A 15,279-nucleotide genomic window follows, 5' to 3' on the forward strand; every position below is an offset into this window, starting at 1 on the left:
ATTGAACGGGACCTTCACTTGACGGTCGCCCGTCAGAGCAATTCGACGGGTTTCGTCCACTGAATGAGAACGACGCAACCCTCCTCGGAGGCGACGGAATGGACCGTGCCTTCCGCGTTGGCGACCAGCGAGCCAGGACCATATCGGCCAGATTCGTCGCTTTGCGAGCCTTCAAGCACCAGGATTGTCTCCAGACCGGTATGCAGATGCTTGGGCACGCTGGCGCCCGGAGCGTATCGAAGCAGAGCCAGTTCCGGCTCGCCACGGACAAGGCGGCAGATTTCGACGCCGTCGCGAAAATATTCGAAGGCGCATTGACGCCAGGCGCCGGTCAGGAAGTCAGCGATATGCAGCGGTTCAGTCATCAAGCGCCTCGACAATCTCATCGACGGTGGCCGCCCAGCCGACGATCGCACTTTGGGCGATTATCATATCGATGGCGGCTTTCTTGAATTCGGGAAAATAGCTTTCGGTGGCGTCGGTGGCGAGAAGGCACTCATAGCCGCGATCATTGGCCTCGCGCATGGTCGTCTGCACGCAAACCTCGGTAGTCACGCCGGCGAACACCAGTTGGGAGACGCCTTTGCCCGCAAGGATGTCGCCGAGCGGCGTCGCGTAGAAAGCGCCCTTGCCCGGCTTGTCGATGACCGTTTCACTCGGCAGCGGATAAAGCTCTTCCACGATGTCGGCCCCTGTTTCCCCCGCGATCAGGATACGACCCATGGGACCCGGATCGCCGATGCGCAGGGACGGTTTGCCCCGCGTCCGTTTCGCTGGAGGGCAGTCGGACAGATCGGGCGCATGGCATTCCCGCGTATGGATGACCGGCAGTCCGGCCTTGCGAAAGCCGGCGATCAGCCTGGCGGTGGCGGGAATGATGGCCCGAAGCAGGGAGACGTCGTTGCCGAGCGTCGCGCCGAAGCCGCCCGGCTCGATGAAATCGCGCTGCATGTCGATGACGATGAGCGCCGTTTTCGCCGGAACGAGGGTGAAATCGAAGGGTCGCGCCTTGACCGTCGCCATCAGTGATGTCCCGCCATGTGTTTCCCGATCTCGCCGATATCGGCGCCCGCCGCCTGGGTTTCGAAGACGATGGATCCTTCCGACATAACCAGAATGCGATCCGAAAGCTCGAGTATTTCATCGAGATCCTCGCTGATCAGCAGCACCGCCGCCCCCGCATTGCGGGCCGCCATGATGCGGGCGCGGATATCGGCGACGGCCGAGAAATCGAGCCCGAAACACGGATTTGCGATGAGGAGGAGATCAACCTCTCCGTTGAGTTCGCGCGCGAGCACGGCGCGCTGCACATTGCCGCCCGACAAAGACGATATCGGCGTGTCGAGCGAGGCTGTTTTCACGTTGTATTCGCCGACCAGCCGGGCGGCCAGCGACGCCATGCGGCGGCCCTCGAGCCAGAATTTCGATGTGCCGGCGACGACGTCGAAATCACGGAAGAAGATGTTTTCGGCGACGCTCATCTTGGGCGCGCAGGCGTTGCGCAGCGGTTCTTCCGGCAGAAAGCGCACATTGAGCGCTCTCACCTCGCTGCGGGTGGCGCGGAACGGCGCGTCGCCGACCCGGATCCGGCCCGCCGACAGCGGACGCTGTCCCGAGAGCATTTCCATCAGTTCCATCTGGCCATTGCCGGAAATTCCGGCGATGCCGACGATCTCGCCGGATTTGACCTGGAGATCGGCGATATCGATCGTCTTCAGACCCGAACGATCCGACGCCGTCGCGCCCGACATCGTCAGAACGGGTTTGCCGTCGATCGCCATGCGGGCGGCGGGCCGCACGAGTTCCTTCTCGCCGATCATCAACGCCGCCATATCCGCCGTCGAGAGATCGGAGACCTTGCCGCCGCCGACATGCTCGCCGCGCCTGAGAACGGAGACTTCGTCGGCGAAAGCGGTCACTTCGCGGAATTTGTGAGAAATCATCAGGCAGGTCAGTTCGCCCGATGTCGTCAGTCCGCGCACCATGCCCAGCAATTCATCCGCCTCGGCCGGCGTCAGCACCGACGTGGGTTCATCGAGAATAAGAAAGCGGCGACCGAGATAGAGCTGCTTGAGCAGTTCCAGCTTCTGTTTTCCCCCGGCCGCCAGTCTGCCGACCGGCACGTCCAGAGGAACGGCAAACGGCATCGTCGACATGAAGGCCGAGAGCGCCGCGCGCTCCCTCTCCCAATCGATGCGCGCGGGCGCGTCGTTGCGGCTGATCACCAGGTTCTCCGCCGCCGTCAGCGACGGCGCGAGCGTGAAGTGCTGATAGACCATGCCCAGGCCGAGATCATGCGCCGCGCGCGGATCCGGGACCTCCACTTCGCGACCCTCCACCGCCATCTGCCCCGATGTCGGGCGGTAGAAGCCCATCATGCATTTGACGAGCGTGGATTTGCCGGCGCCGTTTTCGCCGAGAAGAACGTGAAAGGAACCGGCCGCGACCCGGATCGACACATCCTTCAAGGCCGTGAAGGAGCCGAAGCGCATGGTCATGCCGATCGTCTCGACGCCGATGGCGCGCGACGGCGCCTCCTGCTGGAGCGGCGGGACTCTCATGGCAGCGCCTCGACGAATTTGGCGCTGTCGGAGACCGAGCCGAACACGCCGCCCTGCATCTTCACCATCTTGATGGCGGCAGCGTGGTTGCCGGGATCGGTGGCGGCGCAGCAATCCTCGAGCAGCAGGCATTCGAAGCCGCGGTCATTGGCCTCTCGCATCGTCGTGTGCACGCAGACATCGGTGGTGATGCCCGAAAGCACGATGTTCTCGATGCCGCGCGTGCGCAGGAGCAGTTCGAGATCTGTGGCGCAGAACGAGCCCTTGCCCGGCTTGTCGATGATCGGCTCGCCGTCCAGCGGCTTGAGCTCATTGATGATCTCCCAGCCCGGCTCTCCGCGCACCAGGATGCGACCGCAAGGCCCGGCGTCGCCGATGCCCGCGCCGATCTGGCGCGAACGCCAGCGCTTGTTCGGCGGCAGGTCGGAAAGGTCGGGCCGATGTCCCTCGCGGGTATGGATGACGTGGTAGCCCTTGGTCCGCATGGCCGTGAGCACCGCTTTGATCGGCTCGATCGGCGCCCGGGTGAGCGAGATGTCGTAGCCCATCGTGTCGACATAGCCGCCCGGCCCGCAGAAATCCGTCTGCATGTCGATGATGATCAGGGCGGTGTTTTCCGGCCTGAGATCGCCGTTGTAAGGCCAGAGATAAGGATCGGCCTGAATGGTGGTCATCACGGTCTCCATTCCTTCGCCGCCGGTTGCGGCGCATGTCTATTTGGTGATGCTGAGTTCGCCCGGAGCCGACGGCATCGCCCGGGTCGGCGAGCTGGTGGCAACCAAGAGCCCGAGGGTGAGCACGTAAGGCGCAGCGTAGAAAAGATAGTAGCCGCTGGTGACGCCGACCGATTGCAATGCCGGACCGAGCGCTCCCGCGCCGCCGAACAGCAACGAGGCATAGAGGCAATTGACCGGGTTCCAGCGGGCGAAAATGACGAGCGCCACCGCCATCAGACCCTGGCCTGAGGAAATGCCTTCGTTCCAGCTGCCGGGATAGTAGAGCGAAAGATAGGCTCCGCCGACGCCTGCGAGCGCGCCGCCGGCCGCCGTGGACCAGAGCCGTACGCGGTTCACATCGATGCCGATGGCGCGGGCGGCGTCGGCGCTGTCGCCTGTGACGCGGATGGTCAGCCCGACGCGGGTGTTTTTCAGCATCCAGGCCGCCGCAAATGCCAGGACGACGCCGATCAGGAACAGAACATTGACGTTGAGCGCCGCCGCGACCTGCGGGCTGCCGGACCAGAAACCGAGCGGAATGGCAGGAAGATCCGGCGCGACGGGCTGCACATAGGGCTTGCCGAAGAAGAAGGCGAGGCCGGTTCCGAAGATCATCAAAGCGATGCCGATGGCGATGTCGTTGACGCGCGGCATCTTGCAGATCCAACCATGCAACAGGCCAAACAGCAGGCCGGCAAAGGCTGCCGCGAGCGTTCCCAGCCAGGGAGAGCCCGTGTGATAGGCCACCGCATAGCCGCTCATCGCGCCGAAGACCAGCGTGCCCTCGAGACCGAGATTGATCCGTCCCGAGCGCTCCGTCAGGCATTCCCCGATCGAGACGAAGATGAAGGGGGTGGAGACGCGGATCGCGCCGCCGAGAATGGCGAGGGGCACGCCCCAAAGGCCGATATCGTCCGTCATGCCCGCCTCCGTTCGAAAGTCGCCAGAAAGCGCAGCCGGCCCTGAACCGAGTCCGACAGGAGGATGGCGATAAAGACCATGCCCTCCAGCACCAGAACCGTCGCATCGGGCAGATCCATTCGCCGCTGCACGAGCCCGCTCGACGCCTCGAAACCGGCCAGAAGAACAGCGGCGGGAATGATGGCCAGGCCATTGTGGCGGGCGAGAAAGGCGATGAGAATGCCGGTGTAACCGTAGCCCGCGGCCAGAGACGCATTGGCCGAGCCATGAACGGCTGCGACTTCGAACATGCCGGCAAGGCCGGCGAACGCGCCGCCGAGAGCCGTAAAGCCGATGGCCAGCACAGCCGTCGGCAATCCCTGAATTTGAGCGGCGCGGACATTGCCGCCGACGATCCGGGCGGCGAAGCCGAGTGTCGTCCTCTCGATCAGCACCCAGCTGACAAGGCAGGCGAAAATGCCGACCGCGAGACCCCAATGCACGCCCATGCCCGGAATCTCGCCGATCCGCCACGCCTCTGGCAGGGACGCGGTCGAGGGCTTGTTCAAACTGGCGGGATCACGGAAAGGACCTTCGATCAGGTGGTTCATCAGCGCAATGGCGATATAGGCCATCAGCAGACTTGAAATGGTTTCGTTGACGCCGCGCAGCTGGCGGAGCGCCCCGACCCCGCCGATCCAAAGACCGCCCACGACCATCGCGGCGATCGCCATGATTCCGATGCCGAGGGGCGCCGGCAGACCCGGCGCGAGCATGGCGACGACGCCCGCCGCCACGCCGCCCAGCACGATGGCCCCCTCCCCGCCGATGATCACCAGACCGAGCCGCGCCGGCAGCGCCACGCAGAGGGCGGCGAACAGAAGCGGCGCCGCCCTCGCCAGGGTGTTGGTCCATGAAAAGCCGGTGCCGAAACCGGCCTTGTAGACCAGAAGATAGAATTCGACGGGCGATTTGCCGAGCGCGGCCAGAAAGACGGCGAAGGCCGCCAATCCAGCCAGCAAGGCCCCGAGCGGCAGAAGCGCCGCCTCGACCCGCCGCGCTGCGGCTTCGCTGAGGAAGCCCCCCCGTCCGGCGAACGCAGCCGCCTGTTCGACCTGCACGCTCATGGTCTGCCCTCCGGTCTTCAACCGCTGTTTCAGGAGGTGGAGCCGACAACGCCTTCCACGAGGTAGTCCATGCTCTCGAGCGCCACGTCGGTCTCGACGAAGGCCTGCCCCTCGGTCGCCACGACCTTGCCCTTGTTGTCCTTGAGCGGCCCCTTGATGGCGGCGAAACCGCCCTTCAGGATCTCGGCCTTCACCGCTTCGAACTGGGTGCGGGCCGCTTCGGAGACGGCCGGGCCGAGCGGGCTCATCTTGATGAACCCTTCGGCGAGGCCGCCACGCACGAAATTATCGATCGTTCCGCCCGACAGGGTCGCCTTGACCATGTCGGTGTAGACCTTGCCCCAATTCCATTCGGCGCCGGTAAGATACTTTTCGGGCGCAAGCGCGCTTTGGTTGGCGTGATAGCCGCACAGATACATGCCGCGGCCCGCGCCGGTTTCCATCACCACCTTGGGACCATCCACATGGCAGGTGACAACATCGACGCCCTGATCGGCGAGCGCATTGACGGCCTCGGCCTCTTTCACCGCCAGCGACCATTCGCCGGTGAAGATGACCTGGCAGGTGATGGCGGGATCGACCGCGCGCGCGCCGAGCAGGAAGGAGTTGATGTTGAGGAGCACCTGGGGAATGGGTTTGGCGGCGACGAAGCCGATCTTCTTGGTCTTGGTCGCATGGCCGGCGGCGATGCCGTTGAGATACTGACCCATGCCGATATAGCCGAAATAGGAGCCGACATTCTTGGGCTTGTCGGGCGTCCACAAGCCGCCACAATGCTCGAAACGCACAGCCGGGTTTTTCGGCGCCAGGGCCAGGATGTGCGGATCGAAATAGCCGAAGGAGGTCGGGAAGAGCAGCGTCGCGCCGTCGAAGCCAATCATGCTCTCCATGGTCTTTTGCACGTCGACGGTTTCGGGAACCTGTTCCTCCTCGACCACGGTGACGCCTTCGATCGCCTTGACGGCGGCCGCGCCTTCGGCATGCGACTGGTTATAGCCGAAATCGTCCTTGGGGCCGACATAGATGAAGCCGACCGTCAGCCCGGCGGCGCGCGCCATTCCGGCCGGCAACAATCCGGAAAGAGCGGCTGCGCCGGCGAGGCCGGCGGTCGTTTGAAGAAACTGGCGGCGATTGGGCATCAGGATCTTGGACATGAGATGGTTCCCCGTTCTTGTTTGATGCGGCGTCGTCCGCCGTCTTGAATTCTGACGCCAGTAATCCAGATGGACGCGCTTCTGTCTTGTGCTATGTTTTGGCCAGGCCGCTGCAAATATTGCAGCGCCGGAGGGAAGCCGGCATGCGCTATCTGTCATCCATCCGCTATATCGACGCCGTGGTGAAGGCAGGCTCCATCAGAGCCGCAGCGGATACGCTCGCCATCACGTCGACGGCGCTCAATCGCCGTATTCTGGCGATGGAGGAGGAGTTGGGCGTGCCGATTTTCGAGCGTCTTCCGCACGGCGTGCGGCTGTCGGCGGCAGGCGAGATCTATATCCACCATATCCGCAACCAGCTCTCCGACATGGAGCGGGTGCGCTCCCAGATCGCGGACCTGTCAGGGGTAAGGCGGGGCCATGTCTCGATCGCCTGCAGCCAGGCGCTCTTGCCGTATTTCCTGCCGAACCAGATTGCGCTCTACCGGAAGGAGCATCCGAATGTAACCTTCGGCGTACACCTGCGCGACCGCGAAGCGGCCGAAGGGGCTCTGGTCGATCACAGCGCCGATCTGGCCGTCGTGTTCGAGCCGGTTCGGCTGACGGATTTCATGACCTTGATCAGGGTGCGCCAGCCGGTGCATGCGGTCATGTCGCCGGATCACCCCCTGGCGAGGAAGACGACCTTGCGTCTATCCGACTGCGTCGACTATCCGATTTCACTGCCGACAACGGCTTACGGGGTCAGGCACCTTCTGGATATCGCGATGCGAATGACCGGAGTGCGTCTCGACCCGGTCATTCAGTCCGACAATTTCGAATTTCTCCGCAATCATGCAGTGGCGGAAAACATCATCACGTTCCAGATCCCGATCGGTTTGTCGGACCAGACCTCGACCGGCCGGTTGATCTCCCGCCCCCTCGACATTCGCGACGTGCCGGCGGGAATTCTTTATCTCGGCCAGTTGAAAGGCCGTACCCTGCCCGTTGCGGCCGCCCGTTTCGCCTCGCAACTCACCAGCGCTCTGGCGAGCCAGTTCGAAGCATCGTAAGCTGCGCATGCCGCGGCTCGAGGCATGCCTGCGCAGCGCCCATGCCGTTGTCTTTGGGCGCATCGTATCGAAGCCCAGGCAAGCCGGGCTTACGGTCAGATCCGCAGCCCCGATACGCCGTCGAACAAATGAACAGAGCCCTGGTCGAGCCGAAGCGAGCAGGTCGCCCCGATGCCGAAGTCAGGCCGGCTTCGCATGACCATCGAGATGGGTTTGCCGTTCATCACCAGTTCGACGAATGTCTCCGAACCTGTCGGCTCGATGTTGACGACGGTGGCCGAGAGAGGACCGGGCGCGTCAAGGGCTATTTCCTCCGGGCGCTTGCCGATCTGGACCGCGCTTCCTTCGGCCAGGCCTGCGGGAGCGGCAATGGCTGTCTGGGCGACATCGTCGATCAGCAATTGCCCATTGCGCACCGTCGTCGTGAACAGGTTCATGGCCGGCGAGCCGATGAATTGCGCGACGAAACTGTTGGCGGGCCGATCATAGAGTTCCAGCGGCGCGCCGATCTGCTCCACGCGTCCGCCTTGCAGAACGATGATGCGGTCGGCCATGGTCATCGCCTCGACCTGGTCATGCGTGACATAGATCATCGTCGTGCCCAGGCGGCGATGCAGCGCCTTGATTTCGCTGCGCATCTGCACCCGCAGCTTGGCGTCGAGATTGGAGAGCGGCTCGTCGAACAAGAAAACCTGCGGGCTCCTGACGATGGACCGCCCCATCGCGACGCGCTGGCGCTGACCGCCCGACAGTTCTTTCGGCTTGCGCTCGAGCAGTGGCGTGAGCCCGAGGATCTCGGCGGCTTCCCGAACCCTTCTATCCTTCTCCGCCTTGGGCGCCCCCGCAAGCGTCATGGAAAACGCCATGTTTTCCGCGACCGTCATATGCGGATAGAGAGCGTAGTTCTGAAACACCATGGAGATGTCGCGTTCCTTCGGCGGAAGATCGTTGACGACGCGCCCGCCGATCGAGATCGCCCCGCCGGAAATGTCCTCCAGTCCGGCGATCATCCGCAGCAGCGTGGACTTGCCGCAGCCGGAAGGGCCGACCAAGACGACGAACTCACCGTCCCGGATTGCCGCATCCACTCCGTGGAGAACCTCCACCTTGCCGTATCGTTTCACCGCGTTCTGGATTGTGACGCTTGCCATCAGTTTCTCCTCAGACAGGACGGACGCGGATGCGGGTCGCGGAAAGCGCCCCTTCATACACGACCAGACCGGCCGCTCCGCCAGGGAAAGAGGCGTCGCTGGCGGTGATGACCGTATCGCCGATGCGAGCCTCCATTCGGTCCTGGACGGCGCTGACCGTCATCGCAAAGGCCGTTTCGAACGGCATGTCGAGCGATGTCTCGGCGAGCACGGTTTCAGTCTCGTCCTTGCGACGAACGATCTGGAACCGGCCGTCGCTCGTGACGCGTCCGGCGTAGAAACGCCGCTGCCCCTCCGCGCGCAGGATAACCCCGCCATAAGCGCCGAGATGCAGCATGAGATCGGCCTCGACGGCGTAATCGGCCCAGTCGCGGCTGCCCTGCATGATCAGGCCTTCGCCGCGATTTTGGCTGATGCGGAAATCCTGGGGGAAGTTCTTCGAGAAAAAGTGCACATTGCTGACCCAGGCGCGCCGCCAGAAATCGCCGTTGCCGGCCGGCTTCCGAAAGGTCACATCCGGGCAGCCGTCCCAGGTCAGGCTGTCGAGGAGCACGCGGCCCGAACTCCGGCCGTCCGCGACGGCGAGGACGAGGCCGACCTCGGCAATCGGCTGGAAGCCGGTCTCCGGGACAGTCCACACCAGTTCGGCCGAACGACCAGGGGCCAGATCGATGGGCTGAGGCATGTCGACATCGACGAGGTCGTCCTTGTCGTCATAATGCCGGATGCGCAGCCGCGCCTCGACGGTTCCCTGATTGTCGGATGCCGCGCGAACAACGGCCCTGAGCACCTGACCGGCATGAACGCGCGGGCTCGCCATCAGGTCATAGGTGCGCATGCCCTTGACCTCCTTCGGCGTGAAGACGGGCGTCGTCGCCGACGCTTCGCGCCCCCTGGCGAGCGCGCGATATTCGAGGGCCAGCGCTTCGCCTGTGCCGGTGACCGAGAAGTCGGCGAGCGCCGCCAATCCGCCCTGAGCACGAAAGCCCTGGACCGAGCCCGGCAGAGAGAAGTGGAATTTGGCGCCTTTCTTCGGGTCAGGTTCGGCTTGGACGCCGGCCAGCTTGCGGCCGAGATTGGCGAGCCAGAGCGATATCTCCACAGCATCGGTGATCGAGCGTCCGCCGTCGGCGGTGGAGACATAGAGGCGGTCGGCCACCGGCCCGCGCCAGTCCGGTCCAGCGTCGAGGCCGTCGAGCCCGAGCATGATGCCGTGCAGGCAGCCCAGATTGCCGGCGTTGCAATCGGTGTCCCAGCCCGACGTGTTGACGATCATCTGCCCGCGCTGGAAATCGTGCGGAGCGTGCAGGAGCGCCATGATCATCAGGGCATGGTTCGGCACGACATGGCAGTTGCCGGGATATTTGTCATAGCCGTAATTGTCCTCGATGCGCTGCCGCGTCGCCTCCCAATCCTCGTTGCCGGAGGTCCATTGGCGGATGTCGGCGATCAGCGTCGCAATCAGGCTGTCCTTCGGAATATAGGAGAGCCCGGTGTCGAGCAGATGGTCTACGTCGCGGCTGAGGAAGGCTTCCGCCTCCATGGCCGCCCAGAGGACGGCGGCGTTGACCGCTTCGCCATCATGGCTGACCGAGCCGGCGGCCCGCGCCAGCTTCGCCGCCTGAGCCGGATTGCCCGGCGAGACCAGCGCCCAGCCGTCAATGAAGATCTGCGCGCCGATCTGCTCGGCCACGGTGACGCCATTGGTGGCGATGGAGCCGGAGGCCGGCGCCATGATGCCTTTTTGCAGATTGAGCCAGGCGGTGTGCTCGGTGGAATTGCCCGCGCCGCCCCACCAGAGGATAGAGCGCTCTTCGACGATATAGTTCATCCAGGCCCGGCCGATGTCCTCGGCGCCCAAATCGGCGGATATGCCGTAATCGTCCAAGGCGCGGGGAAAGGCGAAGGTGCCTGCGACATCGTCATCGGTGACCACGAGCGGGTCGCCCAGCCGGTCGTGGACATAATATTCGATACGGCCGAGCTTGGCGAGAATGTCCTTGTAGCGCCAGTTTTCGAAGGGACGACCCAGATAGACGCCGATGAGCTTGCCGAGGACGCCGGCATAGACCCGGTTCTGGTAGTCTGCAGGGAGGGACATGCGAATTCTCCTGTTCAGCCCTTCACCGAGCCGCCCGCCATGCCTTCGATGAAGCGGCGTTGCAGCAGGATGAAGAGGATTACGATGGGTAGGACGATGATGAGCGCAGCAGCCATGATGACGCCCCAGTCGGAGCTGTACTGGCCGGACAGAAGGAAGAACGACACGACGCCGGTCAGCCTTTCCTGTCCCTGAAGGAAGGTCGTGGCGATGAGGAATTCATTCCACGAATAAAGGCCGATGATCAGGGCCACCGTGAGTATCCCCGGCGAGACGATGGGGAGAAAGACCCGGGTGAACACCTGCCAATGAGTGGCTCCGTCGATCAGGGCGGCTTCTTCGAGTTCTTTCGGAACCGCCAGGAAATAGGTCCTGAGCAGCATGATGGCGAAGGGCGAGTAGACCGCCGTGTAGATGAAGGCCACCGCGACGGGATTGTTGATCAGCCCCAGCTGCGCAAAGCCGAAATAGAGCGGGAACAGAAAAAGCTGGATCGGGGCGGTGGTGCTGGCGAGCAGGTAGAAGGTCACCAGCTTCCAGGTCTTGATCTTGCGTCGCGCCAGCACATAGGCCGATAGCGATCCCGTCGTGCAGACGAGCACGATCGTCATGGCGGTCAACGTCACGGAATTCATCAGCGTCTGGCCGAAATTCGCGTCGCTCCAGGCGCGTGTGAAATTGTCGAAGCGCAGGGTCTCCGGAAGCGCAAGCGGATTCTGGACGATCTCGGCCGATCCCTTCACGGAGTTTAGGACCAGCAGCGCGATGGGGAACAGCGTGATGAACAGCAGGACGCCGAGCGTCGCGTAGACGATCCAGAGCGTCAATCGGCTTTCGGTCGATCTCATTGGTCGAACTCCTTCGCCTGAATGCGGATGTAGAAGACGGTCGCGGCCAGTCCGAACAGGCTGATGACCACCGAGATCGCCGCCGCCTTGCCGACCGCGAGATCGTAAAAGGCGGACCGGTAAGCGAACGTGGACAACACCTCGGAAGAGAAAGCGGGACCGCCCTGGGTGAGGATGTAGACGAAGTCGAAGACGAGGAAGGACCAGATGACGGTCATCACCATCATCAGCGTGATGGTGGAGCGGATGCCCGGCAACAGCACGTATCGGACCGTCTGCAGGAATGTCGCACCCTCCACTTTGGCGGCTTCGAGTTGTTCCTGCGGCACCTGGCGCAACGCCGCGAAGAAGATCACGCAGAGAAATCCCCACCAGTGCCAGAGATCAACGACGGCGATGCCATAGAGCGCGCTCGATGTCTGGCTGAGCGGGTTGTCGGCCTCGATGCCATAGCGCTGCAGCAGACCGGTGACGCCGGTGATGGGCGAATAGATCATCCCCTGCCAGATGCGCCCGGTGATGGCGGTGGCGATGATGACAGGCAGGAAATAGATGACCTGGAAGAAGGTCGATCCGCGCCGGGCGATCAGCATCATCGTCGCCGCCAGGAGCCCGAGCATGATCGGCACCGTCAGGAAGATCAGCGTCCAGACGATGTTGTTGCCGAGCGCGGTCCAGAAGACCCTATCGTCCCAGAGATCCGCAAAATTGGCAAGCCCTACGAATTGCGGCGCACTGATGCCGTCCCACTGGAAGAAGGCCAGCGCCACGGTCAGAAGGGCGGGAATCGCGATGATCGCGGCGTTGATGATCAATGTCGGCAGGACATAGAGACGGTGCATGATATTCCTCCTGGGGGCGCGGCGGCCCGACTTCTCCCGCCGGGGAGGCGGGAGAAGGAGTTTTCAAGCTCGGATCGACGTTTCCGGGGCTCAGCGGTTCGGCACGGCAGGCACCTTGCCTTCGGCCTTTTCCTTCTGGAAGGTCGCGTCCAGCTTGGCGAGGAAATCCTGCGTGGTCGCCTTTTTCAGCCAGACTTCCTCGATGCCGTTGATCAGGTAGCTGTCGGTGGCCGGCGGCAGGAAGGTCCAGGTGGTGTAGCCGTATTTGCCGTCGTTGACGGATTTGGCGAGCACGCCCATGGCTTCGGTGAACAACGGCATCACATTGTCCGCCATCTTGACGTTCGACAGATCCTTCAGCGGAATGTTCCACTCGCCCTGCCAGGCGGAATTCATCGAGCCGTAGACGGCGGGGGTGAAGATGTGGTCGATGACGGCGGCCGCGCCATCGGGCTGCGTCGACTTGGCGGCGATCGAGAAGGTGGAGCCGACGCCGAGCGGGAACACCGGATCGCCCGATGCGCTGGGGAAGCCGACGAAGCCGGCCTTGTTTCCGCTCTTGCCGAAATAGGTCCCGACATTCTGGAACTGCCAGGTGCCGCTCGGCATCATGCCGGCTGCGCCTGTCGCGACCGCGTCGGCGGCTTGTTCGCCGCTGTTCAGCGAAAAATAGTTCTTTCCGAAGTAACCCTTGTCCCACCACGCGGCGATGGTGTCGATGGACTTGACGAACGGCTCGGAGGTCCAGGGGATCTCGCCCTTGAGCGCTTTGTTGATGTTGTCGGGGCCGGCGATGGCGTTCAGCGCCAGCGTCACGAACCACTCATTGGCGCCGCGCCAATCGGCGTTTCCGGCGGCGAAGGGGGTCACTCCCTCCTTCAACATGGCGTCGGCCAGCGTTTCGAGCTCGGCGATCGACTTCGGCGGCTGCCAGCCATGCTTTTCGAACAGCGAGGCGTTGTAATACAGGCCCAACGTCTCATAGGTCTTGGGCAGCGCGTAGAGCTTGCCGTTGTAGCGGCCCATATCGAGGAAGACGGGCAGGATGCGGTCGCTCCAGCCGAATTTGGCCGCGTAGTCGTCCAGCGGCAGAAGCTGGCCGGACTGGGCCATCGGCGCGACGTAACTCGGCCCCGGCGTATAGACCACGTCTGGTCCGCTGCCGGACAAGAGCGCCACGCGCAGCTGCTTGTCGAGCTCGTTGCCCCTGTAGTCGACAACGAGATTATAGGTCGATTGGGCGGCGTCGAACGGATCGACGATGTTGTCCTTGATGATCTTCTGCTGGTCGGGCGTGGCTTGCTCATACCACCAGCTGACACGGTCCTGCGCAAGCGCGGTCTGCGAGAGACCGGCGACGGCGATCAAGGCGAACAGGCTCTTCCTGTAGTTCATGGGTTCTCCTCCCTCTGTATTAGTCGTCTTTCCGACACGGTCCGACGGAGCCGCGCAGGACAAGTTCAAACGGCATTTCCTCGGCGTGACCCGGACCGCCTGTCGCAGCGGAGAGGCGCTCCACCAGCACCGCGGCCGCGCGCGCGCCGAGCCGATCCTGGAATTGTGCGACGGTGGTGAGCGGCGGCGTCACCAGAGCCGAAGCCAATATGTCGTCAAATCCCGCGACCGATATATCGCCCGGCACGGAGAGTCCCTCGGCAGCGAGCCCCTGCATGACGCCGATCGCCATCAGATCATTGGCGGCGATGATGGCGGTCGGCGGCAGGGGCGCGTCGAGAAAGCGACGAACGCTGTCTCGTCCGGCTTCCAACGTGAAATTGGCGGCCTCCACGACGATGGGATCGGCTCCAACCGAGCCCATGGCCGCAAGATACCCCTCCAGACGAAATGGCTGCGGGCCGCCCGGCGCCGCCACCATGGCGATGCGGCGATGCCCGAGACCGATGAGGTGAGAGGCCAGCGCATGGGCGGCGGCGATATTGTCGATATAGAGATCGTCGATCGGCTGGGGCCCGCCGGCTTTCCGGCTGACTTCGATGCGAACAACTGGAATGTTGAGACGTCCGAGCTGCTCCAGATCCCGGGCGCCGAGATGAAAAAACACTCCCACCACGCCATCATAGCGGCCCTGCGCCGCAGCGGCGACGACGGATCGCTCGTTTGCCGCGACGCCTTCCGTATCGATCGTGACCACCTCGTAACCTGCCGCCCGGGCGACTCTCTGCACGGCCACGACCAGCGACGGATAAAAGGGATTGGCCAGATCGGGAACGATGCAGGCGATGACGTAGCTTCGCTGCGTCCGCAGCGCCTGAGCAAACCGGTTGGGCTGGTAACCGAGCTCCCGAATTGCCGCCTCGATGCGCTCTGCGGTCTCCACAGCGACCTTCTCACGGCCACCGTTGAGGATCAATGAAACGGTCGCCTGCGCCACGCCGGCCCGGTCAGCGACTTCTTTTTGCGTGATGCGTTTTCGGGACACGACGACTTCATCTCGTTGATACGTATCAATTCAATAATTGATACGTATCAACGCGTCAAGACTGGCGCCTCATATTTATCGTTCGTACCCTAGGGAATGTCTGGGCGACATCAGCGCCAGGAACCCTTGAGACGCGATTCAGTCCGTGTTTTTGGAAAATCGAAGATCGCGTCGTGCTTGACAGCCGCTGTCGGTCGACCTCAAACCGCAATCGCCAAGGCGTCTGCCGGCAGCCGCCGGATAGCAATACCGGCCGTTTGGGTTTCGGTCCTTTTGCGATACGGACTGCATCGCCGCTTTCGCCCGCCTCTGCGACATTTCGGATATTCTTCGGCTATACGCGGCGAGAGTACGCGCAGATCGCGCAAAATTAACGATCCCGCTGTA

The 15,279-nt window shown here is 63.3% G+C and carries 14 protein-coding genes; 1 reads left to right on the top strand and 13 read right to left on the bottom strand.

Translation table 11 applies throughout. The annotated features are described in order from the left end of the window. Nucleotides 1-32: 32 nt before the first annotated feature. The 7 genes from OCK01_RS24555 to OCK01_RS24585 are packed head-to-tail and all read right to left on the bottom strand — an operon-like array spanning nt 33 to nt 6,458. Nucleotides 33-365 carry a cupin domain-containing protein gene (locus tag OCK01_RS24555; RefSeq protein WP_263826230.1) on the bottom strand — a complete coding sequence of 111 codons (333 nt, stop codon included), beginning with the start codon at nt 363-365 and terminating at the stop codon, nt 33-35. Further along, on the bottom strand, nt 358-1,023 hold the full coding sequence (locus OCK01_RS24560; protein ID WP_263826231.1) for a cysteine hydrolase family protein: 666 nt from the start codon (nt 1,021-1,023) through the stop codon (nt 358-360). The genes OCK01_RS24555 and OCK01_RS24560 overlap by 8 nt, the downstream gene beginning before the upstream one ends. Then, nucleotides 1,023-2,675: an ABC transporter ATP-binding protein gene (locus tag OCK01_RS24565; RefSeq protein WP_412179068.1), complete on the bottom strand. Its 1,653-nt coding sequence runs from the start codon at nt 2,673-2,675 to the stop codon at nt 1,023-1,025. The genes OCK01_RS24560 and OCK01_RS24565 overlap by 1 nt, the downstream gene beginning before the upstream one ends. Beyond that, the gene (locus OCK01_RS24570) at nt 2,558-3,235 is read right to left on the bottom strand and encodes a cysteine hydrolase family protein (protein ID WP_263826233.1); all 678 of its coding nucleotides are present in this window, start codon (nt 3,233-3,235) and stop codon (nt 2,558-2,560) included. The genes OCK01_RS24565 and OCK01_RS24570 overlap by 118 nt, the downstream gene beginning before the upstream one ends. A gap of 39 nt (nt 3,236-3,274) precedes the next feature. Then, complete coding sequence (locus OCK01_RS24575) at nt 3,275-4,198, bottom strand: ABC transporter permease (RefSeq protein ID WP_263826234.1); 924 nt, start codon at nt 4,196-4,198, stop codon at nt 3,275-3,277. Next, nucleotides 4,195-5,304, bottom strand: a complete 1,110-nt coding sequence (locus OCK01_RS24580) for an ABC transporter permease (protein ID WP_263826235.1) — start codon at nt 5,302-5,304, stop codon at nt 4,195-4,197. Before OCK01_RS24580 ends, OCK01_RS24575 begins: the two co-directional genes overlap by 4 nt. A gap of 29 nt (nt 5,305-5,333) precedes the next feature. Next, complete coding sequence (locus OCK01_RS24585) at nt 5,334-6,458, bottom strand: BMP family ABC transporter substrate-binding protein (protein ID WP_263826236.1); 1,125 nt, start codon at nt 6,456-6,458, stop codon at nt 5,334-5,336. A gap of 143 nt (nt 6,459-6,601) precedes the next feature. Here OCK01_RS24585 and OCK01_RS24590 point away from each other — a divergent pair, with 143 nt between their 5' ends. Further along, a complete protein-coding gene (locus OCK01_RS24590) occupies nt 6,602-7,510 on the top strand; it encodes a LysR family transcriptional regulator (protein ID WP_263826237.1) in 909 nt (302 codons plus the stop codon). A 95-nt stretch (nt 7,511-7,605) separates the two neighbouring features. On the opposite strand, the gene OCK01_RS24595 is transcribed toward OCK01_RS24590, so the two are convergent. The 6 genes from OCK01_RS24595 to OCK01_RS24620 all read right to left on the bottom strand — a co-directional run bounded on the left by OCK01_RS24595 (nt 7,606) and on the right by OCK01_RS24620 (nt 14,892). Then, the gene (locus OCK01_RS24595) at nt 7,606-8,661 is read right to left on the bottom strand and encodes an ABC transporter ATP-binding protein (RefSeq protein WP_263826238.1); all 1,056 of its coding nucleotides are present in this window, start codon (nt 8,659-8,661) and stop codon (nt 7,606-7,608) included. Between the two features lie 10 nt (nt 8,662-8,671). Beyond that, nucleotides 8,672-10,762: an ADP-ribosylglycohydrolase family protein gene (locus OCK01_RS24600; protein ID WP_263826239.1), complete on the bottom strand. Its 2,091-nt coding sequence runs from the start codon at nt 10,760-10,762 to the stop codon at nt 8,672-8,674. Between the two features lie 14 nt (nt 10,763-10,776). Next, nucleotides 10,777-11,610, bottom strand: coding sequence for a carbohydrate ABC transporter permease (locus OCK01_RS24605; protein ID WP_263826240.1), 834 nt, complete (start codon nt 11,608-11,610; stop codon nt 10,777-10,779). Then, nucleotides 11,607-12,452 (bottom strand): carbohydrate ABC transporter permease, encoded by an 846-nt coding sequence (locus tag OCK01_RS24610; RefSeq protein WP_263826241.1) that lies wholly within the window; start codon nt 12,450-12,452, stop codon nt 11,607-11,609. Before OCK01_RS24610 ends, OCK01_RS24605 begins: the two co-directional genes overlap by 4 nt. A gap of 90 nt (nt 12,453-12,542) precedes the next feature. After that, a complete protein-coding gene (locus OCK01_RS24615; RefSeq protein ID WP_263826242.1) occupies nt 12,543-13,847 on the bottom strand; it encodes an ABC transporter substrate-binding protein in 1,305 nt (434 codons plus the stop codon). Between the two features lie 19 nt (nt 13,848-13,866). Beyond that, nucleotides 13,867-14,892, bottom strand: coding sequence for a LacI family DNA-binding transcriptional regulator (locus tag OCK01_RS24620; RefSeq protein ID WP_263826243.1), 1,026 nt, complete (start codon nt 14,890-14,892; stop codon nt 13,867-13,869). Nucleotides 14,893-15,279: the final 387 nt, after the last annotated feature.

It is taken from the genome of Rhizobium sp. TRM95796 (assembly GCF_025779995.1).
Taxonomy (GTDB): domain Bacteria; phylum Pseudomonadota; class Alphaproteobacteria; order Rhizobiales; family Rhizobiaceae; genus Rhizobium_E.

Excerpts from the sequence above, each read along its gene's own strand:
- OCK01_RS24555 (WP_263826230.1), bottom strand. The coding sequence starts at position 365 with ATGACTGAACCGCTGCATATCGCTGACTTCCTGACCGGCGCCTGGCGT.
- OCK01_RS24560 (WP_263826231.1), bottom strand. The coding sequence starts at position 1,023 with ATGGCGACGGTCAAGGCGCGACCCTTCGATTTCACCCTCGTTCCGGCG.
- OCK01_RS24570 (WP_263826233.1), bottom strand. The coding sequence starts at position 3,235 with ATGACCACCATTCAGGCCGATCCTTATCTCTGGCCTTACAACGGCGAT.
- OCK01_RS24575 (WP_263826234.1), bottom strand. The coding sequence starts at position 4,198 with ATGACGGACGATATCGGCCTTTGGGGCGTGCCCCTCGCCATTCTCGGC.
- OCK01_RS24580 (WP_263826235.1), bottom strand. The coding sequence starts at position 5,304 with ATGAGCGTGCAGGTCGAACAGGCGGCTGCGTTCGCCGGACGGGGGGGC.
- OCK01_RS24585 (WP_263826236.1), bottom strand. The coding sequence starts at position 6,458 with ATGTCCAAGATCCTGATGCCCAATCGCCGCCAGTTTCTTCAAACGACC.
- OCK01_RS24590 (WP_263826237.1), top strand. The coding sequence starts at position 6,602 with ATGCGCTATCTGTCATCCATCCGCTATATCGACGCCGTGGTGAAGGCA.
- OCK01_RS24595 (WP_263826238.1), bottom strand. The coding sequence starts at position 8,661 with ATGGCAAGCGTCACAATCCAGAACGCGGTGAAACGATACGGCAAGGTG.
- OCK01_RS24600 (WP_263826239.1), bottom strand. The coding sequence starts at position 10,762 with ATGTCCCTCCCTGCAGACTACCAGAACCGGGTCTATGCCGGCGTCCTC.
- OCK01_RS24605 (WP_263826240.1), bottom strand. The coding sequence starts at position 11,610 with ATGAGATCGACCGAAAGCCGATTGACGCTCTGGATCGTCTACGCGACG.
- OCK01_RS24610 (WP_263826241.1), bottom strand. The coding sequence starts at position 12,452 with ATGCACCGTCTCTATGTCCTGCCGACATTGATCATCAACGCCGCGATC.
- OCK01_RS24615 (WP_263826242.1), bottom strand. The coding sequence starts at position 13,847 with ATGAACTACAGGAAGAGCCTGTTCGCCTTGATCGCCGTCGCCGGTCTC.